At 68.4% G+C, this 25,785-nt stretch carries 17 protein-coding genes; 8 read left to right on the forward strand and 9 right to left on the reverse strand.

The window, feature by feature from the left end:
* The first annotated feature begins 255 nt into the window (after positions 1–255).
* The 3 genes from ACFVUS_RS15725 to ACFVUS_RS15735 all read left to right on the forward strand — a co-directional run bounded on the left by ACFVUS_RS15725 (position 256) and on the right by ACFVUS_RS15735 (position 8,325).
* Positions 256–5,349, forward strand: coding sequence for a DEAD/DEAH box helicase (locus ACFVUS_RS15725; RefSeq protein ID WP_387765944.1), 5,094 nt, complete (start codon positions 256–258; stop codon positions 5,347–5,349).
* A gap of 12 nt (positions 5,350–5,361) precedes the next feature.
* Positions 5,362–6,132, forward strand: a complete 771-nt coding sequence (locus ACFVUS_RS15730; protein ID WP_387765947.1) for a DNA-formamidopyrimidine glycosylase family protein — start codon at positions 5,362–5,364, stop codon at positions 6,130–6,132.
* Between the two features lie 189 nt (positions 6,133–6,321).
* Positions 6,322–8,325: an AMP-binding protein gene (locus ACFVUS_RS15735; RefSeq protein WP_387769888.1), complete on the forward strand. Its 2,004-nt coding sequence runs from the start codon at positions 6,322–6,324 to the stop codon at positions 8,323–8,325.
* Positions 8,326–8,352: 27 nt separating this feature from the next.
* On the opposite strand, the gene glpD is transcribed toward ACFVUS_RS15735, so the two are convergent.
* The gene (glpD, locus tag ACFVUS_RS15740; protein ID WP_387765950.1) at positions 8,353–10,089 is read right to left on the reverse strand and encodes a glycerol-3-phosphate dehydrogenase; all 1,737 of its coding nucleotides are present in this window, start codon (positions 10,087–10,089) and stop codon (positions 8,353–8,355) included.
* Between the two features lie 185 nt (positions 10,090–10,274).
* Here glpD and glpK point away from each other — a divergent pair, with 185 nt between their 5' ends.
* The gene (gene glpK / locus ACFVUS_RS15745; RefSeq protein ID WP_387765953.1) at positions 10,275–11,771 is read left to right on the forward strand and encodes a glycerol kinase GlpK; all 1,497 of its coding nucleotides are present in this window, start codon (positions 10,275–10,277) and stop codon (positions 11,769–11,771) included.
* A 113-nt stretch (positions 11,772–11,884) separates the two neighbouring features.
* Here the strand turns inward: glpK and ACFVUS_RS15750 are convergent, their stop codons facing one another.
* The 4 genes from ACFVUS_RS15750 to ACFVUS_RS15765 form a co-directional block, all read right to left on the reverse strand.
* Positions 11,885–13,066, reverse strand: a complete 1,182-nt coding sequence (locus tag ACFVUS_RS15750; protein WP_387765956.1) for a PLP-dependent aminotransferase family protein — start codon at positions 13,064–13,066, stop codon at positions 11,885–11,887.
* Positions 13,067–13,203: 137 nt separating this feature from the next.
* Positions 13,204–14,589 (reverse strand): hypothetical protein, encoded by a 1,386-nt coding sequence (locus ACFVUS_RS15755; RefSeq protein ID WP_387765959.1) that lies wholly within the window; start codon positions 14,587–14,589, stop codon positions 13,204–13,206.
* A 97-nt stretch (positions 14,590–14,686) separates the two neighbouring features.
* A complete protein-coding gene (locus tag ACFVUS_RS15760) occupies positions 14,687–15,796 on the reverse strand; it encodes a hypothetical protein (protein ID WP_387765962.1) in 1,110 nt (369 codons plus the stop codon).
* Between the two features lie 199 nt (positions 15,797–15,995).
* Entirely contained in the window at positions 15,996–17,399 is a 1,404-nt protein-coding gene (locus tag ACFVUS_RS15765; protein WP_387765965.1) for an NAD(P)H-quinone dehydrogenase, read from the reverse strand.
* Between the two features lie 227 nt (positions 17,400–17,626).
* Here ACFVUS_RS15765 and ACFVUS_RS15770 point away from each other — a divergent pair, with 227 nt between their 5' ends.
* On the forward strand, positions 17,627–18,106 hold the full coding sequence (locus ACFVUS_RS15770; protein WP_387765968.1) for a gamma-glutamylcyclotransferase: 480 nt from the start codon (positions 17,627–17,629) through the stop codon (positions 18,104–18,106).
* A 142-nt stretch (positions 18,107–18,248) separates the two neighbouring features.
* Here the strand turns inward: ACFVUS_RS15770 and ACFVUS_RS15775 are convergent, their stop codons facing one another.
* From ACFVUS_RS15775 to ACFVUS_RS15785, 3 genes are all read right to left on the reverse strand, one after another.
* On the reverse strand, positions 18,249–19,409 hold the full coding sequence (locus ACFVUS_RS15775) for a M20 family metallopeptidase (RefSeq protein WP_387769891.1): 1,161 nt from the start codon (positions 19,407–19,409) through the stop codon (positions 18,249–18,251).
* A 191-nt stretch (positions 19,410–19,600) separates the two neighbouring features.
* Positions 19,601–20,821 carry a M20 family metallopeptidase gene (locus ACFVUS_RS15780; protein ID WP_387765971.1) on the reverse strand — a complete coding sequence of 407 codons (1,221 nt, stop codon included), beginning with the start codon at positions 20,819–20,821 and terminating at the stop codon, positions 19,601–19,603.
* 219 nt (positions 20,822–21,040) lie between these two features.
* On the reverse strand, positions 21,041–21,748 hold the full coding sequence (locus tag ACFVUS_RS15785) for an enoyl-CoA hydratase/isomerase family protein (protein ID WP_387765974.1): 708 nt from the start codon (positions 21,746–21,748) through the stop codon (positions 21,041–21,043).
* Between the two features lie 172 nt (positions 21,749–21,920).
* Here ACFVUS_RS15785 and ACFVUS_RS15790 point away from each other — a divergent pair, with 172 nt between their 5' ends.
* Entirely contained in the window at positions 21,921–22,700 is a 780-nt protein-coding gene (locus tag ACFVUS_RS15790; RefSeq protein ID WP_376062238.1) for a purine-nucleoside phosphorylase, read from the forward strand.
* 172 nt (positions 22,701–22,872) lie between these two features.
* On the forward strand, positions 22,873–24,420 hold the full coding sequence (locus ACFVUS_RS15795) for a phospho-sugar mutase (RefSeq protein ID WP_387765978.1): 1,548 nt from the start codon (positions 22,873–22,875) through the stop codon (positions 24,418–24,420).
* A 272-nt stretch (positions 24,421–24,692) separates the two neighbouring features.
* On the opposite strand, the gene upp is transcribed toward ACFVUS_RS15795, so the two are convergent.
* The gene (gene upp, locus ACFVUS_RS15800) at positions 24,693–25,316 is read right to left on the reverse strand and encodes a uracil phosphoribosyltransferase (RefSeq protein ID WP_387765981.1); all 624 of its coding nucleotides are present in this window, start codon (positions 25,314–25,316) and stop codon (positions 24,693–24,695) included.
* 138 nt (positions 25,317–25,454) lie between these two features.
* Between upp and ACFVUS_RS15805 the strand changes: the two genes are divergently transcribed.
* Positions 25,455–25,778 (forward strand): type VII secretion target, encoded by a 324-nt coding sequence (locus ACFVUS_RS15805; RefSeq protein WP_387765984.1) that lies wholly within the window; start codon positions 25,455–25,457, stop codon positions 25,776–25,778.
* Positions 25,779–25,785: the final 7 nt, after the last annotated feature.

Raw genomic sequence — 25,785 nt, forward strand, 5'->3', positions numbered from 1 at the left:
GCGGTTGTCCGGAATCCCACCGAACCCTCGTTCGACCGGCGCGGACCGCGCCCGGCCCCGGCGCACCGGGCGGGCCGAACTCGCGCTTCGCCGGACCCGCCCGGCCGATTCGGGCACACCGCTACCGCCATCAGCTGTCCGGGCAATGGATGCGCCGAGGAAAGCGATCCCCGTGTCCGGCGACGGGCACGCGGTGGCGCGATGTCGGCGGGCGGGTGCGCACGAGGTGTCGGTGGGTGGGTGCAGACTGGGGCGATGGATCGGTTCTCACCAGCTACCCGGGAGTGGTTCGATGGCGCGTTCCCCGCGCCGACGGCCGCACAACTGGGGGCGTGGGAGGCCATCGCGGCGGGGGAACACACGCTCGTCATCGCGCCCACCGGGTCGGGTAAGACGCTGTCGGCGTTCCTTTGGGCGATCGATCAGCTCGCCACCCGGGAATCGGATGCGGCGGGGGTGGGGCCGGGGGCAGCGCGCTCTACCGGTGCCAAGCGCACCGCCCGCACGCGAAGCTTGAAGGGCGCGACCGGCTCCGGCACCGCAACCGGCTCCGGCACCGCGAAAGGCGGAAGCGCCGCGAAAGGCGGAGCCGCCGCGGCCCGCGCGACGAGCGCCGACGACGGCGCGAAAGCCGGAGCGGAGCAGCGTAAGACCTCGGTGCTCTATATCTCTCCGTTGAAGGCGCTGGCGGTGGATGTGGAACGGAATCTGCGGGCTCCGCTGGTGGGCGTCACGCAGACGGCGAAGCGGCTGGGGCTGGACGCGCCCGAGATTCGGGTGGGGGTGCGGTCTGGTGACACCAGTCCGGCGGATCGGCGGGGGCTGTTGCGGACCCCACCCGACATTCTGATCACCACGCCGGAGTCGCTGTTCTTGATGCTCACCTCGGCGGCCCGGGAGAGCCTCAGCGAGGTGCACACCGTGATCGTGGATGAGGTGCATGCCATCGCGGGGTCCAAACGCGGTGCGCACCTGGCGCTTTCGCTGGCGCGGCTGGATGCGCTGCGCTCCGCCTCCCCCGGCTTCGAGCGGCCCGCGCAGCGGATCGGATTGTCGGCCACGGTGCGGCCGCCCGAGGAGGTGGGGCGGTTCCTGGTGGGGAATGCGCCGATCACCATTGTGAAGCCGCCCGCGCCCAAGACCTTCGATCTGTCGGTGCGGGTGCCGGTGGCGGATATGACCGAACCCGATGCGGGAGCGGAGGATTCGGATCAGCCCGGATCGATCTGGCCGCATGTGGACGAGGCGATCGTGGACCTGGTGCTCGAGCATCGGTCGTCGATCGTGTTCGCGAATTCGCGGCGGCTGGCCGAGCGGCTCACGGCGCGATTGAACGAGGAGTACGCGGGGCGGATCGGCGCAGAAGTCGACACCGAGCACGCGCCGCCCGCGCAGTTGGGGGCCTCGACCGAGGTGATTCACGGTGCGGCCCCGCTGCTCGCGCGCGCCCATCACGGATCGGTGAGCAAGGAACAGCGCGCGATCATCGAGGATGATCTCAAGAGCGGCAGGCTGCGCTGCGTGGTTGCCACCAGCAGTCTCGAGCTCGGAATCGATATGGGCGCGGTGGAATTGGTGGTGCAGGTGGAGGCCCCACCGTCGGTGGCCAGCGGGCTGCAACGGGTCGGGCGCGCCGGGCACCAGGTCGGGGAGATCTCGCGCGGGGTGATCTTCCCCAAGCACCGCACCGATGTGATCCATTGCGCGGTGGCATCGCAGCGCATGACGACCGGGCAGATCGAGGAACTGAAAATCCCGCTGCATCCCCTGGATATCCTCGCCCAGCAGACCGTGGCCGCCTGCGCCCTGGAACCCCTGGACGCCGAGGTGTGGTTCGCGACGGTGCGCGATACGGGAAGCTATGCGGCCCTGCCTCGTTCGGCCTACGACTCGGTGCTGGACCTGCTGTCCGGCCGCTACCCCTCGGACGAGTTCGCCGAGTTGCGCCCGCGCATCGTCTGGGATCGCGATGCGGGCACCCTGACGGGTCGCCCCGGCGCACAGCGTCTCGCCGTCACCTCCGGCGGCGCGATCCCCGACCGTGGTCTCTTCCCGGTCTTCATGGTCGGCGAGAAGGCTTCCCGCGTAGGCGAACTCGACGAGGAGATGGTCTACGAATCCCGAGTCGGCGATGTCTTCGCGCTCGGCGCGACCAGCTGGCGCATCGAGGAGATCACCTTCGACCGCGTTCTGGTCACCCCCGCCTTCGGCCTCCCCGGCCGACTCCCCTTCTGGCACGGCGATTCCCTCGGCCGCCCCGCCGAATTGGGCGCGGCCCTGGGCGAATTCGTCCGCACGGCGGGCAAGGCGGTGGAGCAGTCATCCGGCGCTACCGGAACCGGCAGCCGCGCGCGCCGGGCCGCTGAACCGGTCGAATTGGCCGCAGCGCTGGAGGAATTCGCGCGCGATGGCTCGGACGCGGCGCGAACAGGCACAACCGTCGAAGCCACAGATCCGGCCGGTGCCACGGGCACGCGAGCTACCCCCGGAGGCGCGGGCAAGAACGGTTCCGGGCGCGGTAAAACGGGTGGCCGAGGCAAACCCTCCTCCGGCGGGCCGATTCGGACCGAGTTGGAGCGGGTCACCTCCGCCGCGGGGCTCGATGCCAATGCCACCGCGAATCTGGTTGCGCTGCTGGAGGAACAGCGGGCAGCGACCGGGCAGTTGCCGACCGATAAGACCATGCTGGTCGAACGGTTCCGGGATGAACTCGGGGACTGGCGGGTGGTGTTGCATTCGCCGTACGGGCTGCCGGTGCACGCGCCGTGGGCGCTGGCGGTGGGGGCGCGGTTGCGGGAGCGGTTCGGGGTGGATGCCGCGCCGACGCCGTCCGATGACGGGATCGTGGTGCGGCTGCCGGATACCACCGATGATCCGCCGGGGGCGGAATTGTTCGTATTCGAACCGGATGAGATCGATGATCTGGTGACCGAGCAGGTGGGCGGGTCGGCGCTGTTCGCATCGCGGTTCCGGGAGTGCGCGGCGCGGGCGCTACTGCTGCCCCGGCGCGATCCGGGCAAGCGCGCGCCGCTGTGGCAGCAGCGGCAGCGGGCGGCCCAACTACTGGATGTGGCACGCAAATTCCCGGAGTTCCCGATCCTGTTGGAGACGGTGCGGGAATGCCTACAGGACGTGTACGACCTGCCTTCGCTGCGGGAACTGCTGGGGCGGGTGGCGCGGCGGCAGGTGCGCCTGGTCGAGGTGGAGACGGCCACGCCGTCGCCGTTCGCGAACTCGCTGCTGTTCGATTACATCGGGCAGTTCATGTACGAGGGCGACAGTCCGCTGGCCGAACGCCGGGCGGCGGCGCTATCGCTGGATTCCAGTCTGCTCGCGGAACTGCTGGGCCGGGTCGAGCTGCGCGAGCTGCTCGATGCCGAGGTACTCGAGCTGACCGAACGGGAATTGCAGCGGCTCACCCCGGAGCGGCAGGCCCGCGATATGGAGGGGCTGGCCGATCTGCTGCGGTTGCTCGGGCCGATCACGGCCGAGGAGGCCGCCGCACGCTGTCTCGAGGATCCCCGGCCCTGGCACGCCGAGCTGGTGAAAACCCATCGCGCCCTGGAGGTTTCCTTCGCGGGCTCGCGGTGGTGGGTCGCGGTCGAGGATGCGGCCAGATTGCGGGACGCGCTCGGCGTGCCGCTGCCCATCGGGGTTCCGGCGGCGTTCATCGAACCGGTCGCCGATCCACTGGGTGATCTGGTCGGGCGCTACGCCCGTACCCACGGACCGTTCACCCTCACCCAGGTTTCGCACCGATTCGGCCTCGGCACGGCGGTCGCGGCCACCGCCCTGCATCATCTCGCTGCCGAAAAGCGCGTCGTGGAAGGCGAATTCACGCCGGGTTCGACGGGTTCCGAATGGTGTGACAGCGAAGTCCTGCGCCGCCTGCGCCGCCGCTCCCTCGCGGCGGCCCGCAAGGAGGTCGAACCGGTCGCCACCGCCGCCCTGGCGCGCTTCCTGCCGTCCTGGCAGCACATCGGCACCGGCGAACTGCGCGGCGTCGACGGCGTCGCCGCGGTGGTGGAACAGCTTGCGGGCGTGCCGATCCCGGCCTCGGCCTGGGAATCGCTCATCCTGCCCGCCCGCGTCCGCGACTACTCCCCCGCCATGCTGGACGAACTCATGGCCACCGGTGAGGTGCTCTGGTCCGGCCACGGCTCCATCACCGCCAAGGACGGCTGGATAGCCCTGCACCCCGCCGACCAAGCGGGCCTGACCCTCCCCCCACCCGACGAATTGGACCTCACTGAAACACACATCAGCCTGCTGATGGCACTGGGCGCCACGGTGATCGGAGACGCTGACACGAACGAGCGTGACGCGGACTCGCCCGATGGGTTGCCCCAGCCCGGTACTCAGCTCGAACCCGGCCGGGCCGAATCGGCTTCGCGGGGAACCGGATACCAGGTTGTGGATATGTCCGGTGGCGGCGCGTACTTCTTCCGGCAGCTGGCCGATGCCAGCGGGCTGGAGGATGAAGCGGCCGTGCTCGGCTCGCTATGGGAGTTGGTGTGGGCCGGTTACGTCGCCGGGGATACCTTCGCGCCGGTCCGGGCACTCCTGGCCGGGACGGCGCGGACCACTACCGCGCATCGGACGCCGCGCCGGGCGCCGCGCGGGCGAATGTATCTGCCGCGCACCGGGGTTCCGGTGCGCACCAGCCCGCCCAGTGCGGCCGGGCGGTGGTCGCTGCTGCCGGAACGGGTGGCGGACAATACGATCCGGGCGCACGCGACGGCGGATGTGCTGCTGGAGCGGTACGGGGTACTCACCCGCGGATCGGTGCAGAGCGAAGGCATTCGTGGCGGGTTCGCGCTGATGTACCGGGTGCTCACCGAATTCGAGGATCGGGGACGGTGCAGACGCGGCTATTTCGTGGATTCGCTGGGCGGGGCCCAGTTCTCGACCACCGATGTGGTGGATCGGCTGCGCTCCTTCGAAACCGATCGCTCGGCAGTGGAACGCACGGGGACCGCGCTGGTGCTGGCGGCGTGTGATCCGGCGAATGCGTATGGGGCGGCGCTGCCTTGGCCGAAATCGGCGGTGGAGGGTGCGGGGCATCGGCCGGGCCGGAAAGCGGGGGCGCTGGTGGTGTTGGTGGATGGGGAACTGGCGTTGTATTTGGAACGGGGCGGGAAGACGTTGCTGACGTTCACCGAGGATGCGGGGGCGCGCGGGGTGGCGGCCGAGGCGCTGGCGGGGCTGGTGCGGGAGCGGCGGGTGGATTCGCTGGTGATCGATCGGGTGGATGGGGAATCGGTGCACGGCAACACGTTCGCGGAGTTTCTGACGCAGGCGGGGTTCGCGGCCACACCCAAGGGGTTCCGGTTGCGGAGCCGCCCGTGAACGGGATCGGCTGTGCCTGAGGGCGATACGGTATTCCTTACCGCCGCCCGGCTGCGCCGAGCGCTGGCCGGGAAGGTGTTGACGCGCAGCGATTTCCGCGTCCCGAAGTACGCCACCCTGGATTTGCGCGGACAGCCGGTGGAGAGTGTCGGCAGTTACGGCAAGCACCTGTTCGTGCGCACCCCGGAGCTGAGCATTCACACCCACCTCAAGATGGAGGGCGTCTACCGCGTCTTCACCCCCGGCCAGCGCTGGACCAAACCGGGTTTCACCGCCCGCCTGGTGCTCGCCACCGCGGACGCCGAAGCCGTCGGCTTCTCCCTCGGTCTGGTGGAGGTGCTCCCCCGAGCCGCCGAGCACACCGCCGTCGATCATCTCGGCCCGGATCTGCTCGGCCCGAATTGGGATGCGGGCGAGGCGGTCCGGCGGCTGTCGGAGCATCCGGATCAGCCGATCGGCCTGGCGCTGCTGGATCAGCGGAACTTGGCGGGGATAGGCAATATCTATCGCAGCGAGATCTGTTTCCTGCGCCGTGTGCATCCCGCCACCCCGGTCGGGCGCGTCGACGATCTCCCGGCCCTGGTGGACGAAGCGCAACGTGTACTCGATCGCGCCGCGCACCAACCGCCGTGGCGGGCACTGGCATACGGGCGGCAACGCCGGCCGTGCCGCCGCTGTGGCACGAATATGGTTGTCCACCTGCTGGGTGACGATCCGGCGCTGGCGCGCGCCGACCGGGGAATCTACTTCTGCCCGCGCTGCCAGCCCGAGCCGATTAGCTGAGACAGTACGGCTGAACAGGTTCCAGAAAACGCCTTCGTCCCAGACAATTGATTGCTTTTGTCGTTCGTTCGTGACAGTCTTCCCAACCACACCATCCGGCCTGTCCCGGATCACACGGGAAAGACCACGGTTACGTTGACGTCCGACATCATCGATGTGAGCACGCGTGTCCAGCAGCCGCGCGATGAACTGTGGGAGCTGCTCACCGATCCGCTCGGGTGGTCGCGGTTCTTCTCCGGCGCGGGCTCGGCGATCCGAAGCGCCTACACCGCCGAGGGCGACCGGCGCTATTCCATCGCGGCGGGCGGTCACGGACTCCCGGTGCGGCACATCGGTTTCGGTCTGCGGGTGATCCGCGCCGGATCCGGTTTCCGGCTGGACGGCCTGGACGCGGACTGGTTCCTGTCGGTGCGCCTGCGCGAGGACGCGGCCACCGGCGTCACCGAGATCGGCGTGACGCTGTTCAATCTCGCGTCCGCGCATCCGTCGCTGCTCCGCTTCCGCGACACCGCGGTGAGCACCTGGCTGCAAGCCGGTGTCACCCGCATGGCCGACTTCCTGAACAACGCCCCGACCGCCCTCATCACCAATTCCGGTGAGCTGCGCTCGGTTCCGCTCAGTGTGGCCCGCACGGTCACCGCCTCCAAGGTGGTGAATGTGCTGGTCCGCCCGGATCGCGGGCTGCGGCAGCTGGCCGCGCTGTGGCGCTGGGGATTCACCCTGCAGGGCGGTTACGCGGCGGCGAACGCGCATTCGCCGGAGCAGGTCGCGATCATCGACGATTCCGGCAGCCACGATTTCGAACGCATTCATCTGCGCTCGGCATGGATCGCGGAAGGCATGTACCGCAGGGGGATTCGCGCGGCCGATGTGGTGGGAATCCTGGCCCGCAATCAGGTGGGCATGGTCGAGATCATGGCCGCCTGCGGCAAACTGGGTGTGGACGCGGTCCTGCTCAACACCGGTCTGGGTGCGCGGCAGATCGAGGAGATCGCGAACCGCAATAATTTGGCCGCGCTGTTCCTGGACGACGAATTCGACGGTCTCGCAGGCTATCTGCCCGCAGGGATGCCGCGCATCGCCTGCCGTCCGAAAAGCGCGCTACCCGGCCGCACCACCATCGCCGAGCTGATTCGCGATGTCGGCCAAGGTTTTCCACGCCCGCCCCGGCCCGGTAAGCAGATTGTGCTGACCGCGGGCACGACCGGCGCGCCGAAGGTCGCCGTCCGTCCGGATCCGCGCGGTTTCGGCACCGTCGCGGCCATGCTGTCGCGATTACCCTTGCGGATGAATGAGCGCATGCTCATTTCATCCCCACTCTTCCACAGCTGGGGTCTGGGCCTGTTGCAGATCAGCACGCCGCTGCGCGCGACGGTGGTGCTGCAATCGCGTTTCGACCCGGAAGCCTGTCTGCGCGCGATCGCCGAACACCGCTGCACCTCGCTGATGACGGTGCCGGTCATGTTGCAGCGTCTGCTCGAACTCCCGCCGGAGGTGCGGGCCCGCTACGACACCTCATCACTGCGTGTGATCGCTTGCAGCGGTTCACCTTTGACCGGTTCGCTGGCGCAGCGCGCCATGGATGCCTTCGGCGATGTGCTCTACAACTTCTACGGCTCCACCGAGGTGTCCTGGGCGACCGTCGCCGGTCCCGCCGATCTGCGCTTGGCCCCGGAAACGGCGGGCCGCCCGGATCTTGGCACGGTGATCGCGATCATCGGCGACGCCGACGCCGTGGTCCCGATCGGCGCGACCGGCCGGGTCTTCGTCGGCAACGGCATGCTGTTCGACGGCTATCTCAATGCCGCCGATCCCCGCACCCGGCAGGGGCTGATGGACACCGGCGATATCGGCTACCTGGATGCCGACGGCCGCCTGTGCATTCGCGGCCGCGCCGACGAGATGATCATCTCCGGCGGCGAGAAGGTCTTCCCCCTGGCCGTCGAGGACGCACTCGCCCTGCTCCCCCACATTCGGGAGGTGGCCGTGGTCGGCGTCCCCGATCGCGATTTCGGTCAGCGCCTGGCGGCCTTCGTGGTTCCGCATTCCGGTGTGGACCTGGACGCCGAACTGCTGCGCCGCTATATCCGTACCCGCCTGAGCCGGTTCGCGGTGCCGCGCGACATCACCTTCCTGAAGTCGCTGCCGCGCAACACCACCGGCAAGATTCTCAAGCGCGCACTCGTATCCTGAACCGCCCCGGCGATGCTCGGGGCCGATCTATTTCTCGACGGGAACCGGCTCCAGGATCCGGGGGCGGGGTTCCGGGGCGGCCACGCGCAGGGCGTCGGCCGAGGCGTCGTCGGGCTGGGTCTGCGATTCGATCTCGGCCTGTACCCGGGCGACGTATGTCGCTATCTCCCGGGCGATTTCGGCTTCGTCCCAGCCGAGGACGGGTGCCACCAGGCGGGCCACCTGGTCGGCGCAGTCGACGCCGCGGTGCGCGTATTCGATGGAGATGCGGGTGCGCCGGGCGAGGATGTCCTCCAGGTGCAGGGCGGCTTCGGCGGCCGCGGCGTACACGGCTTCGACCTGGAGGTAGCCGGGGGACGCCTCGATCGGTTGCAGCAGTTCGGGTTTGCCGTCGGCGAGGCCGAGCACCTCGTCGATGAGCGAGCCGTACCTGTTGAGCAGGTGCTGGATTCGGTACGGGTGGATGCCGTACTTCTCCGCGAGGTGCGCGGTTTGATTCAGCAGGGCGTGGTATCCGTCCGCGCCGAGCAACGGAACCTTATCGGTGATGGTGGGCGGGACGCGACGCGGAATGTCCTGTGCCGCTTCGTCCACCGCGTCGTACGCCATGACGCGGTAGGTGGTGTACTTGCCGCCCGCGATGGCCACCAGGCCGGGCGCGATGCGCGCGACCGCGTGTTCGCGGGACAGCTTGGAGGTTTGGTCGCTCTCCCCGGCGAGCAGTGGGCGCAGGCCCGCGTAGACGCCGGTGATATCGGCGTGCGTGAGCGGGGTGACCAGCACCGAATTGACGTGTTCGAGCAGATAGTCGATGTCGTTCTTGGTGGCGGCCGGATGCGCGAGGTCGAGGTTCCAGTCGGTGTCGGTGGTGCCGATGAGCCAGTGATCGGTGCCCCACATGATCACGAACAGCACCGAGGTGGGGGTGCGCAGAATGATCGAGGTATCGCTGGCGATGCGGTCGCGCGGGACGACGATATGCACACCCTTGGACGCTCGCACATGGAATCGACCACGCTGATGCGCGAGAGCCTGAAGTTCATCGGTCCACACGCCGGTGGCATTGATGACGACACTGCCCCGCACCTCGGTGCGGCGGCCGTCCTCGCTGTCCTGCACCTGCACACCCACCACCCGATCCGCCTCGCGCAGGAAGCCGACCACCTGTGTGGAGGTGCGGATGACCGCGCCGTAGTGCGCGGCGGTGCGCGCCAGGGTCATGGTGTGCCGGGCGTCGTCGACCACGGTGTCGTAGTAGGTGAGTCCACCGGTAAGCGCGTTGTTCTTGAGTCCGGGAGCCAGTCGCAGCGCCGCCGACTTGGTCAGATGATGCTGTCCCGGAACAGATTTCGCGCCGCCCATGGTGTCGTAGAGAGTGAGCCCGGCGGCCACGTACGGCCGTTCCCAGCCGTAGTGGGTGAGCGGGTACAGGAAGCGCAGCGGTTTCACCAGATGCGGAGCCAGCTTGGAGAGCGAGAGTTCACGCTCGTGCAGGGCCTCGCGCACCAGCCCGAATTCCATCATCTCCAGATAGCGCAGACCGCCGTGGAACATCTTCGAAGAGCGGCTGGAAGTGCCCGACGCGAGATCGCGGGCCTCCACGAGAGCAACCTCCAGGCCACGGGTCGCGGCATCGAGTGCGATGCCCGCGCCGACCACGCCGCCGCCGATCACCACCACATCGAAGTTGTCCTTACCCAAGCGCGCCCAGGCTTCTTCGCGCTGTTCGGGGCCCAGAAACTGCGATCGCGGGTTCTTCGTCATGCTCGACTCCTCCGGCTTTCGCCGCGGATGTCCGGCGCGGCGTTCGTATCGATGTCGACGCTCAGCTACTCACAAGCAACCGTAGTCCACACTAATCGTTCGGCGTACGACCCGGTGGCGTGGTGTCCGCGCGGGGCGCGCGTCATGGCGGTGCGCGGGCATTCCCGGCGGGTAGCCTGTCCCGAATGCGTCGATATGTGGCTGCCATCGATTCCGGTACGACCTCCAGCCGGTGCATCGTGTTCGATCACCAGGGCCTCATCGTGGGGGTGGCGCAACGCGAGCACGAGCAGATATTCCCGCAACCCGGCTGGGTCGAGCACGACGCCGAAACCATTTGGCGCAATACCGAACTCGTTATCGCCGAGGCACTGGAGAACGTCGGCATCGGGGCGGGCGATATCGCCGCGGCGGGGGTCACCAATCAGCGCGAGACCACCGTGGTGTGGGAGCGCGCCACCGGTAAGCCGATCCACAACGCCATCGTCTGGCAGGACACCCGCACCGCCGATCTGACCGTCGAACTCGCCGGTTCCGAGGGCGCGAACCGCTACGCCGATCGCACCGGACTGCCGCTGTCCACCTACTTCGCCGGCCCCAAGGTGCGCTGGATCCTGGATCGCGTGCCCGGGGCGCGGCAGCGCGCCGAGGCCGGGGAACTCTGCTTCGGCACCATCGACAGCTGGATCCTGTGGAACCTGACCGGCCAGCACATCACCGACGTCACCAATGCCTCGCGCACCATGCTGATGGATCTGCGCACGCTGCAATGGGATTCGGGCATCTGCGCCGACTTCGGCATTCCGATGGCCATGCTGCCGACCATTCGCAGCTCCTCGGAGGTGTACGGCGAGATCACCAGCACCGCGCTGGCGGGCACCCCGGTCGCGGGCATCCTCGGCGATCAGCAGGCCGCCACCTTCGGACAGGCGTGCCTGTCGCCCGGCGATACCAAGAACACCTACGGCACCGGCAATTTCATGCTCATGAACACCGGCGAGACACCGGTGTTCAGCGAGCACGGACTGCTCACCACCGTCTGCTACCGGCTGGCCGATCAGCCCGCGGTGTACGCCCTGGAGGGGTCCATCGCCGTCACCGGATCACTGGTGCAGTGGCTGCGCGACAACCTGGGCATGATCTCCAACGCCGATGAGATCGAACCGCTCGCCCGCACCGTCGCCGACAATGGCGGCTGCTATATCGTGCCCGCCTTCTCCGGCCTGTTCGCACCGCGCTGGCGGCCGGACGCGCGCGGCGTATTCGCGGGCCTCACCCGGTTCGTCAATCGCGGCCATATCGCGCGAGCGGTATTGGAGGCCACCGCATTCCAGTCCCGCGAGGTCATCGAGGCGATGCGCGCCGACGCGGCCGCACAGCACCTGGACGTGGAGCAGGTGACCCTCAAGGTGGACGGCGGCATGGTCGTCAACGAACTGCTCATGCAGTTCCAGTCCGACATCCTCGAGGCCACCGTGGTGCGCCCGGTGGTCACCGAGACCACGGCCCTGGGCGCGGCCTACGCGGCGGGCCTGGCCGTGGACTACTGGTCCTCCACCGATGAGATCCGCGCCAACTGGGCCGAGGACAAGCGCTGGAACCCCACCATGGCCGACGCCGACCGCGACCACCTCGTCCACGAATGGAACAAGGCGGTCGAACGCACCTACAACTGGGCGTAGTACCGCAACGGCACGCAGCTCACTTCCGTCATCCCGGCATGCTTTTGGCCGGGATCTGCCGTCCGCCAGGTGTGGATCCCGGCCAAAAGCGCGCCGGGATGACGGGGTGGCAGCTACCGTTCCGCGTGCGCCTTGGCCAGGCGCGCGACCGCGTCCTCCAGCACCGCCGTATCCGAGGTGGTGAAGCACAGGCGCATGGAGTGGGTGTAGTCGGTGGAGACGGCGAAGGCCGCGCCGGGGACGTAGGCGACGCCCGCGTCCAGGGCGCGGGGCAGCAGCGCGCCGGTGTCGGTGCCGTCCCGGAAATCGGCCCAGACGAACATGCCGCCCGCGGCGTCGGTGGTGACGATGCGGTCGCCGAAGGCCGAGCGGACCGCGTTCACCAGGGCGCGAGCGCGTTCACCGTAGACCTGGCGAACCGAATCCACGTGGGCGGCAAGCCAATCGGTGTCCGAGAGCAGGGTGGTGGCGATCTGCTGGGTCAATGCCGAACCACAGAGGTCCGCACCCTGCTTCAGCAGTTCCACCGCGCGGCACACCTGCGTGGGAGCGACCATCCAGCCGACCCGCAGCGCGGGGGCCAGGATCTTGGAGGCGCTGGACAGGCGAATCACATTGGGCGAGTAGGTCGCCACCGGCGCCGGGGAGGGCCGGTCGAACCAGAGTTCGCCGTACGGATCGTCCTCGATCACCCAGAAGCCGTGCGCGGTGGCCAGTTCCGCCAATTCCAGCCGGCGCTGCGGGCTCATGGTGACACCGCCGGGATTGTGGAAGTTGCTCACGGTGTGCACGAAGGCCGGGCGCTCCCCCTGTGCGAGGAGTTCGCGCAGCACGTCCACGCGCATACCGTCGGCATCCAGCGGAACGGCGACGATGCGGGCTCCGGCCGCGCGGAACACTTGCAGCGCACCGACATACGCGGGATCCTCCACCACGACCAGCGCGCCCGGATCGAGCAGTACCTCGGCGAGCAGGGACAGCGCCTGCTGCGAGCCGTGCGTGACGAACACCTCGTCGACCGGGATCGCGCGACCCATGCGGGTCGACTCCCGGGCGGCGAGCACCTTGCGCAGCGGACCCCAGCCCGGGGATTCGGTGTACTGGAGTACCGAGCGATCACTCAGCGCGGCGTCGGCGGCTACCGCGATCCGGTCCCGGGGCATGAGCTGCGCATCGGGCAATCCACCTGCCAGGCTGATGATCTCGGCACGCGCGGTGAGCTTGAGCAGATCGCGAATCGCGGAACTCTGCAGGCCACCGAGCCGCCGGGACAGCGGTGGAGTGATCGCGGACATGAAACACCTCCGAGGGAACGCCGGGGTACGCCAAATTCCACTGTTTCACAGCGCTACCAGAATATGAAATTCCGATCCCGCATTGTGAGATTCAGCTCCGGCGTCCCCGGCGGCCGAGCACCCTTGCGGGCAAATGCTCAGCGCTCGTCGATGGCGAAGATGAGGTGTTTGCCGTCCCGGGTCACCGTGCCGATGCGCTGGCGGTACACCGTCGTGGTGCCGTCGGTGCGATGCTCGGTGAGATCGGCGTCATAGGCGTTGTTGCCGTCCCGGATACCGTCCTCGGTGCTGACATCGGTGATCCGCAGGCAGTAGCTGGTGCCCTTGGGGATCACATCGTTGATGGCCTTCTGGATGGTGTCCGCGGGCGAGACGTTCAACGCGTCCGGAGCCACGAAGGAGCGCGCCTTACCGCCGTCACGATCGGCGTAGAAGGCGTGCTGGAAGCCCAGGATGGCGTTCGCGCCGGAATCGGTGCCACCGGCGCCGTTGCCGATCGTCAGCGGACCCTCGCGCTTGGCGGGACAGCTCAGCGCCGCCACCGAGGTCGGCGCGGCGGTGGTGACATTGCCGCCGGGACCGAACGCGACGTCGGACTCCGGGGCCTTGTCGTCGCCGCCGGTCAGCGAGACCACCACCAGGGCGACCACGGCGATCAGCACCACCGCGCCCGCACCGACCGCGATCGGCATCCACGGCTTCTTCGACTTGCGTTGCGGTGCGGCCGTTTTCGGCGCGAGCCGCTTGGCGATCTCGTCATCGCCCCAGGACAGCGATTCCTTCTTGGCCCCGCCCTTACCCGACTCGTCCTTCTTGGGCATCAGCATCTTGGTGAGCGGATCATCCGCCCACGACAGCGATTCCTGCTGCGGCGCGGCCGAATCCGCGGGCGGCATACCGTTCTCGGCGGAGCGCAGCCAGGCCGATTCCCGGCCGATCTGCGAGGTCTTGATCCCGCCGCCGGTGGCCCAGCCCGAGGACCGCTTGGGCGGCTCGGGATCGGGCGCGGTCGCATGCCGAACAGTCTGCTCGGAGCCGTCGAAATCATTGCCGTACAACGCATTCGGATCACCGGCGTAGGGCGTCCCGGAATCCGGCGCGAGATACTCCGGCGCGACACCCGGCGTCACCGCGCCGTCGTCGGCGGGCCGCCAGGCCAATTCGGGACTGCCCGGCGCGGGCGTCCAACCCGGCGCGGCCGCATCCGGCACCGCCGGATACTCACCCGTCGGCGGGCCGAACTCGCCCGCACCGAAATCCGCGACCGGCGCACCGAATTCGCCACTCGGCGCACCGAAACCCGTACCGGCGGAGCCGAATACGGAAATCGGCGGACCGAAGTCATTGAGCGAGGGCCCGAACTCCGACACCGGCGGCCCGAACCCGGAATCCGCGTCCGGCTGCTCCACGGGGATCCGCCGGTGCGCTTCGGTCAGCGCGTCGTGCTCGGTCCCCGGATCCGGCGCTCCGGAGCCGGCACCCGATGCGGGGCGGTCCGCCGACTCGCCCTTGCCGGAATCCATCACACGTCCTTTCGCCACACACGCGTGGGGCGGTCTCACGACCGCCCCACGCGACAACTCAGTGCTTGGCGGGCGCCTATCGGGCGCCCGCAAATTCTCAGTACTGGACCGAACCGCCCACCTGCGTGGTCACGCCGCCGAGGTCGGTGGTCTGCCCGGGGATATCGCCCTGCGGGAGCTTACCAATCTGAGCGGCCGCGTCCAGGATGGTGCCGCCACCGGGGAGCAGGCGAATGAAATTCTCGGTGTCCGCCTTGGCCTGATTGGCCACGGTGGAGTCGAGCACGAACTCCAGCTTGCGATCATCGCCGGGGCCCGCGCTCGCGAACGCCGTCACCTTGATCTGGTTGACCTGGGTGAAGTCCAGCGACATACCGGCCTCACCGGTACCACCCGGGGTGGTGTAGCCGATGGTGCCGACGTAACCGTCCAGGTTGCTGAAGTGGTGCGTGTTGGCGGCGAAGCCGGGCAACGCCGCGCCGCCGTCGATATTCGCGCCGACCTCGGTGTGCGGACCCTGCATGGCGACCACCGGAGCCGCCGGAGCGGTTTCCACGGCCGGGGCCTGCCACTGCGGCTTCGGCTTGGTCTGCTCACCGGTCAGGGTGTTCAGCGTGGTGTCCGGCTGATCCTGATCGGTGGTGACCGCAGGCTGCGCCGTGCCCGGCTTGTTCGGCTGCACACCGGGCGTGGTCTGGGTGCCCGCGGGCGGATTCTGCACCGGGATGGCGGGCGCGGTCTGACCGGGCACCGGCAGCGGCGCGACGCGCGGCACGGTCACACCGGGCTGGGTCGGCTTATTCGCCTGCGGGGCGACACCGGCGGGCTGGGCGTCCGGCTTGGGGGTGGTGTCATCGGTCTTCGGGGTCTCACCCGAGGGCACCGTGGTACCGGGCTGGGTGGTGTCGGGCTTGGGCGAGCCCGGCGTGGTGACACCCGGCTGGCTCTGCTGCGGCTTGGTGGTGCCCGGCTGCACATTCTCCGGCTTGGGCGCGGGAACCACTGCGGCCTGCGGATTTTCGGGGGCGGGATCGGTCGTCGGCGGCTGCTGGGTATCGCCGGGCTGCTGGCCCGGCTGCGCCGGGACCGCGCCCGGGTCGTTGGGGGCCGCGTTCGCGGGTGCGCCCAGCAGGCTGACCACGGCGACCGCGCCGGCCAGCGACAGGGAGGTACTGGCCTTTATCCGATTCGGCTTGCGGTGCTTCACTTTTCGCCCTATTCGTTCGTACCTCATCGCCGCGATCGAGCAAGCGGGGCGAGTACGAGCTGCACAGCGGCCGCCTCGGAAAGGGTTGACCCCCCGGCGTTCTCGCGACCGCCCTGCCGATCGCTTCCCGTCGCGAAGTGAATCACACCAGCGTTATCCAGGCAAGACGGCGAGTGGCATTACACCGGAAGTTAACCCGTCAGTCCAGGTCGTCGTGCCGCATCAGCTGACGCGCCGCCTCGGTCACCGAACCGGTCAGCGACGGGTACACCGAGAACGTCTGCGCGAGATCGTTCACCGTCAGATTGTTCTGCACCGCAAGGGCGATAGGCAGAATCAGCTCCGAGGCGATCGGCGCGACCACGACGCCGCCGATCACCACACCGGTGGCGGGACGGCAGAAGATCTTCACGAAACCCCGTCGCAGACCCGACATCTTGGCCCGCGGATTGGTGTTCAACGGCAGCATGACCGTGCGCGCGGGCACCTCACCGTTGTCGATCGCCGTCTGGCTGACACCGACGGTCGCGATCTCCGGGCGCGTGAACACCGCTGAGGCAACGGTTTTCAGGCGAATCGGCTGCACACCCTCACCCAGTGCGTGATACATGGCGATTCGGCCCTGCATGGCCGCTACAGAGGCCAAAGGCAGCAGTCCGGTGCAGTCGCCCGCCGCGTACACACCGGTGGCGGTGGTGCGCGAGACGCGATCGACGCGGAGGTAACCGCCCTTGTCGAGTTCGATGCCGAGACGGGCCAGACCCAGGTTCTGGGTATTGGGGACCGAACCAACCGTCATGAGCGCGTGCGAACCGGTCACCGTGCGACCGTCGGACAGCTTCACCACGATGCCGTCGGCGGTGCGCTCCACCGCGTCCGCGCGGGCGTGCTTGACCAGTTCCACACCGCGTTCGGCGAGCGCGTCCTCCAGCACCAGCGCGGCATCGGCGTCCTCACCGGGCAGCACGCGGTCGCGGCTGGAGACCAGCTTCACCTTCACACCCATCTCGGTGTAGGCCGAGACGAATTCCGCACCGGTGACACCGGAACCGACCACCACCAGGGTTTCGGGCAGCTCTTTGAGGTCATAGAGCTGACGCCAGTTCAGGATTCGCTCACCGTCGGGCTCCGCGCCCTCCAGCACGCGCGGGCTCGCACCGGTGGCGATCAGCACCACCTCGGCCTCGATCACCTGCTGCTGACCATCGGCGAGGGTCGCCTTCACCAGGTGCGTGGCCAGACCGGGGGCCTGATCGATGAGTTCGCCGTACCCGGACAGCACGGTCACCCCGGCGGTCTGCAACTTCACCTTGATATCGGCGGACTGCGCCTGCGCGAGGGCCTTCACACGCGAGTTCACCTCGGCCAGGCGCACCTGCGCCTGCGAGGGATGCACGGTGATGCCGAGATCGCGGGCGCGGCGCAGATCGGTGCGCACGCCGGTGGAGGCGATGAAGGTCTTGGAGGGCACACAGTCCCAGAGCACACAGGCGCCGCCGATGCCGTCACTGTCGATCAGCGTGACGGGCGCGCCGTGCTGTGCGGCCACCAAAGCCGCTTCGTATCCGGCGGGTCCGCCTCCGATGATCGCAATGCGGGTCATTTGTTTCCCTCGCTTCTGGTGGGCAACCGGGATCTCCGGCGCCGCACTAAAACCCTAACGGGCGGTATCCCCACAGCTCCGACCGCGTCTGAAGACAGCTTCGTCACAATTGGCGGGTGCGGTAAATGAGATAAAGGCTGCTCCGGGGTGACCGGTCGGGTTGCACACGAACCGCTGAGGATCGGGATCAGGGGCGGTTGCCCGGGATTGTTCGATACGCTCTAACAGTGCCGATTTACGCCGCCTATGGATCCAACATGGATCCCGAGCAGATGCTCAAGCGCTGTCCGCACTCCCCCGTGTACGGAACCGGCTGGCTGGAGGGTTGGCGCCTGACCTTCGCCGGGGACGACATCGGCTGGGAGGGACCGCTCGCGACCGTGGTCGAGGAGCCCGGATCCCGGGTTTTCGTCGTCCTCTACGACGTCCCGGGTGAGGACGAAGCGAGCCTGGACCGCTGGGAGGGCTCGGACTTCGGCATTCACAAGAAGATCCGCCTCCGCGTCACCCTGAACCAGGGCGCCGCCACCCAGCCCGTGCTGGCCTGGCTCTACGTGCTGGACGCCTACGAAGGCGGCCTACCCTCGGCCCGCTACATCGGCGTCATCGCCGAAGGGGCCGAAAAAGCGGGCGCCCCAAGCGAATACGTGCACGCCCTACGCACCCGCAACAGCAAGAACGTAGGCCCCGGCACCTTCGGCCCCTGAGCCGCCGCCCCACCCGACCATCCCCGAAGGGCCCGCACGCAATGTGCGGGCCCTTCGCCATGTGACAACCAGTTCACGCAAACAACGCCGGGCCGCACCCTCAGGTGCGGCCCGGCGCTTGGTTTTCGGCGGTAACCGCCGGTCAGTAGCCGTTCAGGACGATGTTCGTCATGACTCGGACGCCGACCTCGAGGGCCTTCTCGTCGATGTCGAACGTCGGCTGGTGCAGGTCGAGCTGTTCGCCCTGACCGGACCAGACGCCAAGGCGCGCCATGGCCCCGGGTACCTCCTCGAGGTACCAGGAGAAGTCCTCGCCGCCGCCGGACTGCTGGGTGTCCGCGAGCGCGTCCGGACCGACCTCGCGAATGGCGTCCTCGAACATGCGAACGGCCAGTTCGTCATTCACCACCGGCGGCACGCCGCGCTTGTAGTTGAGCTGCCAGCGCACACCGGTGGGTGCGAGCAGACCCTCGACGATCTCGCGCACCATCGGCTCGAGCAGTGACCAGGTGGCGTGATCGCCGGTGCGGACGGTGCCGGTGAGCATGCCGGTCTGCGGAATCGCGTTGGGCGCCTTGCCCGCCGACACCGCACCCCACACCATGACGGTGCTGGTGCGCGGATCGATGCGACGGCTCAGCAGACCCGGCAGACCGGTGATGACGGTGCCGATGGCGTACACCAGATCGCTGGTGAGATGCGGGCGCGAGGTATGCCCGCCCGGCGAATCCAGCACCAGTTCGACGGTGTCCGCGGCGGAGGTGATGGCCCCCACCCGAATTCCGACGCGGCCGACCTCCAGGCGCGGATCGCAGTGCAGCGCGAACATGCGCGACACGTCCTCCATGGCGCCCGCGGCGACCATATCGATGGCGCCGCCGGGCATGACCTCCTCGGCGGGCTGGAACACCAGCCGCACACCGACCGGCAGGTCCGGAACCTCGGCCAGCGCGAGCGCGGTGCCGAGCAGGATCGTGGTGTGCGCGTCATGCCCGCAGGCGTGCGAGACACCGGGAACCGTGGAAGCGAACGGCAGGCCCGTGTACTCCTGCAGCGGCAGGGCGTCCATATCCGCGCGCAGGCCGATGCGCGGGGTGTCCGGGCCGATATCGCAGATCAGTCCGGTGCCGCCCGGTAGTTTGCGCGGTTCCAGACCGGCCTTCACCAGCCAGGATTCGATGAATTCGGTGGTGCCGAACTCGGTACGGGAGAGCTCCGGATTGGCGTGGATGTGCCGTCGCCAGGACACCAGGTCGTCGGCGTGCTCGGCGAGCCACGCGTCCACCACGTCCCGGCCGCGCATTATGTCGTCCGGTAATCCAGCCATATCCATGTCAACACCCACCGTGCCCATTTCCAAGCCCATATCGACCCCCACCGAGCCGCCTGCCGCGATGCTCGCAGCCTGCGTCGCACGCGTAGCAGCCGAATGCCCCGTGGCTCGCGCAGTGTCGAACGCTGCGCTCGCGTGGCCCGTGGACCGGCCGGTTGTGCTCACCGAATGTCCTCCTGTCGAAGAAACTGCCGTTGCATGACTCGTTCCGACAACCTGTCCCTATGAAATTTGTCGCCTGCGAGTTGTATCGCGGTGCGGGCCAAAGCCGTTGCCCCGTCGATCACAGCCCGGTCGGCGGAGGCGTTCACCGCGGCAGCCGCGAACGCGGGCTGATGCGTCACCGCGCCTCCCGCATCGATCCCGATGACCGGGTGGATGCCGGGGATGACATTGGTGACGTTGCCCATATCCGTGCTGCCCAGCGGGCGTGCGGCCTCGAGTTCCGGGGCTATCGGCTCGCGTCCGAGATCGCGGATCTGCTCGCGATAGGCACACAGTAGTGCGCTGTCGGGAGTCAGCTCGGTATATGTCGGCGCGAGCTTCCGGATTTCGTGGGTACATCCGGTCGCCAGGGCGCCTGCCTCGAAACAGGCCGATGCGCGTTGCATCAGATCATCGAGGGTCGCGGAGTCGACTGCCCGTAGGTAATACAGCAGTTCCGCGTGTCCCGGCACGATATTCGGGGCCACACCGCCCGAGCCGACTATACCGTGCAGCTGTTGCCCGGGGAGGAGATGTTGGCGGAGCAAACCCAAGGCAACTTGCGCGACGGTGACCGCGTCCAGGGCGTTTCGTCCGTATTGCGGCGCGGCGCTGGCATGCGATTCGCGACCCAGATAGGTCACCGACAAATCGGCGAGGGCCAGCGAATGCGCACCGGAGATATCGTCCGGACCCGGATGCACCATGAGCGCCATGGCGATTCCGTCGAAAGCGCCGCGCTCGAGCATGAGGACTTTGCCGCCGCCGCTCTCCTCGGCGGGGGTGCCGAGCAGTTTCACGGTGATGCCGCAGGCGTCCGCGACCGCGGCCAGGCCGAGCGCCGCGCCGACCGCGGACGCGGCAATGATGTTGTGGCCGCAGGCATGTCCGATTTCCGGGAGGGCGTCGTACTCCGCGCAAATACCGACCACCAGGTCACCATGGCCGTAGGTCGCGGAAAAAGCCGTCGGGAGATCGGCGATACCGGACTCGATATGAAATCCGCGCTCGCGCAATGGCTCGATCGTCTTGGCGACGCTGCGAAATTCCTCGAATGCCAACTCGGGCTCGGCGTGAATCGAATGCGACAGCGCCAGCAACTCTTCCCGCGCCGCCGCGATGGCCGAGTCGGCGGCGGCGAACAGCGACGGATCCCCGGGTGCCACGGACGCATTCATCGACGCAGCATGCCATGACGGCAGGGGCGAACCGTACCGACTTATCGGGGGGAATGAATTCCGGTCATCGCCGTTGCGCGATGGTGGCATAAACCACAGTCTTACACTCTTCCGCCGCTCCGCAACCTCTGGACCAGCGGACAGCGTGCCGCCGATAAAAACCGACCGCCCCGCTTATCCGGTCTGGTAAGCGGGGCGGTCGCACATTCTCGATACGGCTCAGCTGGGGCTGAAGCCCAGGTTCTCCGGGGTGGTCTCGACGGCCAGGCCCGCCAGGATGTGCTGGTGCAGGGCGCGCTTGATGACCGGCAGGTTCGGCTTGCGATTGCCCTTGAGCGCGTCGGCCTGCGCGACCGCACCGGCCAGCAATGCCTCGGCGGCCAGTTTGCCGTCCACGATGCCCGCGGCGATGGCGTCATCCGCGCCGTAGCGGCGACCGGTGGTCATGGCCTCGACGGCGACCTGATTGGTGAGGCGGCCGGTGACGAGCGCGTTCATCGCGACCGTGAACGGCATGCCCAGGTGCACCTCGGGCAGGCACCAGAAACCGCGATCCGCGCGCATCAGGCGGAAATCGCAGGAGGTGGCGAGCATCGCGCCCGCGCCGAAGGCGTGGCCGTTCACCGCGGCGATGGTCGGCATCTGGAAGGCCAGCAGGCGGGTGTACAGCGAATGCACCCGGTCCAGGTACCAGCAGTTCCGATCGAAATTGCCGAACAGCCAATCGGTGTCGAGGCCGTTGCTGAAGAACTTGCCGTTCGAGGTGACCACCAGTGCGGCCGGGCCCTCGGACGCCTCGACCTCGTCGAGCAGGGCGTGCACCTCGGTGATCCAGTCCGGGTGGAAGCGGTTCTCGCTGTCGATGTTCTGTCCCTCGGCTCCGAGGTACAGCACGAACACGTCCCCGTCACGCTTCAAATACGGCATGGGTGCAGATTAGCGGGGGCGCGCGACGGCTCCTACTGACGGGTAGCAACTGCGGCGGGGCGCGCCGGGAGCGCGGCGGCGAACCGCGGCGGGCACAGCGAAATTGGGGCGAATACGGCAGGTCGCGGGCGTGACCGAGCGTCCGTGATCGCCTGGGACTAGGGTGGCAGACATGCTAGCCGAGCAGGCCGCTCAGGCCATCGCGGAACGAACGGGTATCGAGCGTCACCGGGTCGCGGTGATTCTCGGATCGGGCTGGCAGGAAGCCGCCCTCGAAATCGGGGAACCGGCGAGCACCATCCCCATGGGTGAGGTGCCGGGGTTCGGATCGCCGACCGCGCAGGGACATCAGGGGACCATTCACTCGGTCGTGGTGAACGATTCGCCGGTGCTGCTGCTCATGGGGCGACAGCATCTCTACGAAGGCCATGAGCCCGCACAGGTCGTGCACAACGTGCGCACCGCGCTGGCCGCGGGCGCGGAGACCGTGCTGCTCACCAATGCCGCCGGTGGCATCCGCGATGATCTGCACGTGGGCGAACCGGTGCTGATCAGCGATCACCTGAATCTCACCCTGCGCACCCCCATCGCGGGTGCCAACTTCGTCGACCTGGTCGATGCCTGGGATCCCGAATTGCGTGCCCTCGCAAGGGAAGTCGACCCCAGCCTGACCGAAGGCGTGTACGCGGGCCTGACCGGTCCGCAGTACGAGACACCCGCCGAGATCCGCTGGCTGCGCACCATCGGCGCGGATCTGGTCGGCATGTCCACCGTGCTCGAGGCCATCGCCGCACGCGAGGGCGGGGCCAAGGTGCTCGGCATTTCGCTGGTCACCAATCTGGCCGCGGGCGTCACCGGGGCGCACCTCTCACACGCCGAAGTGCTGGCCGAAGGCCACGCCGCCGCACCGCGATTGGGCAAACTGCTGCGCGGAGTACTGGAACGCCTGTAATCGGGTAACCGCACGCCGGAAGGCGGAACCGTCCGCCGCGCGCGGCCCTGTCGCTCACCCCGCGCCATGGCCGGACGGCCCGCGGAACCCGGACGACCCGGACCGCGGAACGGCTGAGCATCGCCGGGAACGCTGCCCGGCCGCGCGGCAGGAACGACATCAGGAGGCGCACATGCTGCGATTCGGCACCGCTGGACTACGCGGACCGCTGCAAGAGGGTCCCGACGGGATGAATGTCGACACGGTGTCGCAGGCCAGCGCGGGCATCGCCGACTGGCTCCGAAATCGCTGCCTCGGCGGCGGATTGGTGATCGTGGGCCGCGACGCCCGGCACGGCTCCGCCGAATTCGCGCTCGCCACAGCCGAAGTCTTCGCCGCCGCCGGATTCACGGTCCTCGAACTCCCCCGCCCGCTCCCCACCCCCATCGTGGCGTACGCCGTGCGCGCCCTGGGAGCCGTTGCGGGCGTACAGATCACCGCCTCGCACAACCCCGCCACCGATAACGGCTACAAGCTCTACCTCGACGGCGGCTCCCAACTCGTCCCACCCGCCGACGCCGAAATCGAACGCTGCATCGACACCGTCACCGGCACCATCCCTCGCAAAGACGCCGCCGCCACCGCCCCCAACCCCTCGATCCTCGGCCTCCCCGCCGCAGCGACCATCACCGATATGGGCGAGGAAATCGTCCATCGCTACCTCGCCCGAGTCGCCGAACTCCCGGGGCGCATAGGCGGTTCCGGTGATCGCGCCGATATTCGCATCGCACTGACCGCCATGCACGGGGTCGGTGGCGAGCTCGCGACAGCGGCGCTGCGGGCGGCCGGGTTCGGTGAGGTGCTGGTCGTATCCGAGCAGTTCGCACCGGATCCGGACTTCCCCACCGTGTCGTTCCCGAATCCGGAGGAGCCGGGGGCCTCGGATCGGTTGCTGGACTTGGCCGAACGACTCGACGCGGATATCGCCATCGCGCTGGACCCCGACGCCGATCGCTGCGCCGTGGGCGTGCGCGGGTCGAACGGCTGGCGCATGCTGCGCGGCGATGAGACCGGCGTTCTGCTCGGCGATTTCGTATTGCGCACCGCCGCACCGGATTCCCTGGTGGCCACCACGATCGTGTCCTCGCGCCTGCTGAGCAAGCTGGCCCCGGCGCGCGGAGCCCGCTACGCCGAAACCCTCACCGGCTTCAAATGGCTGGCGCGCGCCGGCGACGGCCTGGTCTACGCCTACGAGGAAGCCATCGGCCACTGCGTCGACCCGTCGACCGTCCGCGACAAGGACGGCATCTCGGCGGCGGTCCTCGCGGCCGACCTGATAGCCCAGCTGAAAGCCCAGGGCCGCACCGTCGATGACGCCCTCGACGCCCTCGCGATCGAATTCGGCGTCCACGCGGGCGACCAGATCTCCCTGCGCCTGGCCGACGCCGCCGAAGCCGCCAAGGTGGTGGAACGCCTGCGCGAAACACCCCCCGCCGAAATCGCGGGCGAAAAGGTGACCTGCGTCGACATGTCCCAACTCCGCGGCCAAATGCGCACCGACGCACTCGTTTTCGAGGGCGACTCCCTCCGCGTAGTCATCCGCCCCTCCGGCACCGAACCGAAACTCAAATGCTACGTCGAGGTAGTCCAGCCGGTCCCCACACCGGAGGATCTGCCAGCAGCGAAAGCCACTGCCGCACAGCAACTCTCCGAGATCCGCGCCTTCTGCGAGAAACTGTGAGCGAAGTGCCCGTCCCGCACTGCACCCAGTGCGGGGGTACGGATCTGGAGCCGGGGTTCATCGATGAGAACGCGACCGTCGGGTACACGCGGTGGACCGAGGGGGCGTTGGAGATGGGGGCGCTCGGCAATGCGAAGCGTAGGGGGCGGGAGCGGTTCGCTATACACGCGTTCCGGTGCATCGGGTGCGGGCACCTGGAGTTGTTCGTTCGGAGGTGATCCGGGAAATCCGCCGGGGTGGCGGGATTTCCCGGCCGTGGGAACGAATTCGGTTCAGCGGGGGCCGAATTGGCGGTCGCCGGCGTCGCCGAGGCCGGGGACGATGTAGGCGTCGGAGTTGAGGCCGCGGTCGATGGAGGCGGTGACCAGGCGGATGGGGTGGCCTGATTTCTCCAGGGCGGCAATGCCTTCGGGGGCGGCGACGACGCAGATGACGGTGATGTCGCGGGCATTGCGGGTGGCGAGCAGGTCCAGGGTGAAGACCATGGAGCCGCCGGTGGCGAGCATGGGATCCAGCACGATGACCGGGGTGGTGGATAAGTCCTCGGGCAGGGATTCCATGTACGGGGTGGGCTGGTGGGTTTCCTCGTCGCGGGCCACGCCGACGAAGCCGATGCGGGCGTCGGGGATGAGGTTCTCGGCGGTTTCGACCATGCCGAGCCCGGCGCGCAGGACCGGGACGAGCAGCGGCGGGGACGCCAGGCAGGTGCCCTCGGCGGCGGCCACGGGGGTCGCGATCGGGAAACGGGTGACGGGGGCGTCGCGCATGGCCTCGTAGACCAGCAGACCGGTCAGATCGCGAAGCGCCGCTCGGAAGGTGGGGTTGGTGGTGCGCGCATCGCGCATGGTGGTCAGCAATGCGGCAGCGAGCGGGTGGTCCACGATGTCAGTGCGCATAGGAAAACGATAGGTCAGCCCAGCGATTCGAGGATACGGCCGCCCGAATTCCATGCCCGGCGGAACCGAATTCACCCGCCCTCCGTCCAATCTTTTGCAGGACGTAATCAGCCAGCGACCGGCACGATGGGGGCATCCATGCACCGGATCACGATCGATCCAGCAGGTCTCACCGAGTACGCGACGACGGCCGCCGCGATGGCCGCGACCCTCGCCACCGCGACCGTCCGCGCCACCGCCGCCGACCCGCTCCTACTCGCCTCCGCCCTCGGCCTCATCGGCGCGGACTTCCTCACCACGTATCGCGCCGCGCACACCACGCACCTGACCGCCCTGGCGGATCTCACCACCGTCCTGGCGAGCCTCGGCGCGGCGACCATCGGCGCGGAGACCGCGTACTCGACGACCGACACCGCCTACGCGACAGCGTTGCGCGCGCACAGCCGAGAGGTGGACGCATGAGCGCCGA

The sequence above is a fragment of the Nocardia sp. NPDC058058 genome, assembly GCF_042885355.1.
In the GTDB taxonomy this organism is placed as follows: Bacteria; Actinomycetota; Actinomycetes; order Mycobacteriales; family Mycobacteriaceae; genus Nocardia.

What these genes read in the sequence shown, in the direction of transcription:
- ACFVUS_RS15750 (WP_387765956.1), bottom strand. Translation starts at nt 13,066, where the DNA reads ATGTCCGCGATCACTCCACCGCTGTCCCGGCGGCTCGGTGGCCTGCAG.
- ACFVUS_RS15725 (WP_387765944.1), top strand. Translation starts at nt 256, where the DNA reads ATGGATCGGTTCTCACCAGCTACCCGGGAGTGGTTCGATGGCGCGTTC.
- glpD (WP_387765950.1), bottom strand. Translation starts at nt 10,089, where the DNA reads ATGACGAAGAACCCGCGATCGCAGTTTCTGGGCCCCGAACAGCGCGAA.
- ACFVUS_RS15780 (WP_387765971.1), bottom strand. Translation starts at nt 20,821, where the DNA reads ATGAATGCGTCCGTGGCACCCGGGGATCCGTCGCTGTTCGCCGCCGCC.
- ACFVUS_RS15755 (WP_387765959.1), bottom strand. Translation starts at nt 14,589, where the DNA reads ATGGATTCCGGCAAGGGCGAGTCGGCGGACCGCCCCGCATCGGGTGCC.
- ACFVUS_RS15775 (WP_387769891.1), bottom strand. Translation starts at nt 19,409, where the DNA reads ATGCGCGGCCGGGACGTGGTGGACGCGTGGCTCGCCGAGCACGCCGAC.
- ACFVUS_RS15805 (WP_387765984.1), top strand. Translation starts at nt 25,455, where the DNA reads ATGCACCGGATCACGATCGATCCAGCAGGTCTCACCGAGTACGCGACG.
- glpK (WP_387765953.1), top strand. Translation starts at nt 10,275, where the DNA reads ATGCGTCGATATGTGGCTGCCATCGATTCCGGTACGACCTCCAGCCGG.
- ACFVUS_RS15790 (WP_376062238.1), top strand. Translation starts at nt 21,921, where the DNA reads ATGCTAGCCGAGCAGGCCGCTCAGGCCATCGCGGAACGAACGGGTATC.
- ACFVUS_RS15795 (WP_387765978.1), top strand. Translation starts at nt 22,873, where the DNA reads ATGCTGCGATTCGGCACCGCTGGACTACGCGGACCGCTGCAAGAGGGT.
- ACFVUS_RS15785 (WP_387765974.1), bottom strand. Translation starts at nt 21,748, where the DNA reads ATGCCGTATTTGAAGCGTGACGGGGACGTGTTCGTGCTGTACCTCGGA.
- ACFVUS_RS15765 (WP_387765965.1), bottom strand. Translation starts at nt 17,399, where the DNA reads ATGACCCGCATTGCGATCATCGGAGGCGGACCCGCCGGATACGAAGCG.
- upp (WP_387765981.1), bottom strand. Translation starts at nt 25,316, where the DNA reads ATGCGCACTGACATCGTGGACCACCCGCTCGCTGCCGCATTGCTGACC.